This is a genomic window from Streptomyces sp. NPDC006265 (assembly GCF_040613555.1).
In the GTDB taxonomy this organism is placed as follows: Bacteria; Actinomycetota; Actinomycetes; order Streptomycetales; family Streptomycetaceae; genus Streptomyces.
In genome coordinates, this window is sequence record NZ_JBEXSH010001321.1 from 1 (window position 1) to 1679 (window position 1679).

Annotated in this window: 1 protein-coding gene; it reads left to right on the forward strand. The window is 76.1% G+C overall.

Features of this window, described 5'->3' with window-relative positions; genetic code table 11:
* The first annotated feature begins 552 nt into the window (after positions 1–552).
* Complete coding sequence (locus ABZ281_RS48400; RefSeq protein ID WP_356665117.1) at positions 553–1578, forward strand: lactonase family protein; 1026 nt, start codon at positions 553–555, stop codon at positions 1576–1578.
* Positions 1579–1679: the final 101 nt, after the last annotated feature.

Here is a 1679-nt window from a genome sequence, read left to right on the forward strand (position 1 = left end):
GTCCCCGCGGGTCCGCGGCGGGCTTCGGGCGGCCTGGCTGCAGGCGAGTCCGGCCGTCTGGCGGGTCATTCCCGCTCGGTCCGCGGCGGGGTTCGGCTCATGTGGCCGCTGGCTTCGCGCGCTCGGGGCGTAAGACGGGGCACTCCCTTCTGCGTCTGGCCGGCGGTGGGCTTCGGGCGGCCTGGCTCCTGGGCTGCAGGCGAGTCGGGGCGTCTGGCGGGTCATTCCCGCTCGGTCCGCGGCGGGGTTCGGCTCACGTGGCCGCTGGCTGCGCGCACTGGGGGGGCGTCAGGCGAGGCACTCCCGCATGGCCCGCAGCGGGGCTTCGCCGACATGGCCCGCCCGGGGGGCACGCCGTCGGCTGGCGGGCGCCCGGCGGGCCGCTCCCCGCGTGGGCCCAGGCTGCCTGGGCAGGGCCGCCGCCCTGTCCTGCCGGTGCCCGCCGCGTCCCTCACGGGTCCGGCCGGGCGAACCACCCTTGACCGCTTGGTCTAGACCTTGCATGATCGGCTACGCGGTCATTCGGGGCGGCGTGGGTGAGAGGGGACAGCGGTGGCGGATGGCAGGCAACGGGCGTACATCGGGTCGTTCACGGCGGCCGGCGGCCCCGGGATCGTGACCGCGGAGGTCGACCCCGGCAGCGGCGCGCTGACCGTGCTGAGCAGTGTGAACGCCGTTCAGGACCCCTCCTACCTGACCCTCGCGTCCGACGGGAGGACGCTCTACGTGGTCAGTGAGACGGCCGACGGCGCGGTGGCCGCCTACCGGGTGGACGGGGGCAAGCCCGAGCCGGCCGGGCGGCCCGTGCCGGTCGACGGCAGCGGCCCGACCCACCTCGGTCTGTTCGCCGGCCACGTCCTGACCGCCAACTACGGCTCCGGTAGCGTCACCGCGGTCCCCGTCCGCCCCGACGGCACCCTCGCGCGTTCCGCTTCCAGCGTGCTCCGGCACAGCGGCGCGGGACCGCACACCCCCCGCCAGCAGGGGCCGCACGCCCACCACGTGCAGCCCGACCCGAGCGGCCGCTGGGCCGTCAGCGTCGACCTGGGCACGGACTCGGTGCGGGTGTGCACGCTGACGGACGGCGCCCTGGCCCTGCACCGGGAGACCGCTCTGCGCCCCGGCTCGGGGCCGCGCCACCTGGCTTTCCACCCCGACGGCTCGCACGCGTACGTCGTCAACGAACTCAGCCCGTCCGTCACCGTCTGCCGCTGGGACGCGGCAACAGGCGTCCTGACCTCGCTGTCCGAGACCCCGGTGCTGCCGGGCGCACCGGCGCGCGACGCCTACCCCTCGGGCATCGCCACCTCGCCCGACGGCCGCTTCGTCTGGACCGCCACCCGCGGGGAGGACGTCCTGTCCGTGCTCGCCGTCGAGGGCGAGGAACTGCGGCTCGTCACCACGGTGCACTGCGGCGGCCATTGGCCGCGCGCCCTCGCCGCCTGCGACGGCTTCCTGTACGTCGCCAACGAGCGCTCCGGCGACGTGACGTGGTTCGCGGTCGACCCGCTCACGGGCATCCCACGACGAGGCGGCTCGACCCGGGTGACGGCGGCCTCGTGCGTGGCCCTCGGCTGAGGACCGAGGGGTGCCGCAGCGCGCCCGCCTCCTGCCCGGAACCCCTGGAGCACCACCCCCGACGACGAAGGCCCGCTCCGAACCGGAGCGGGCCTTCTCGC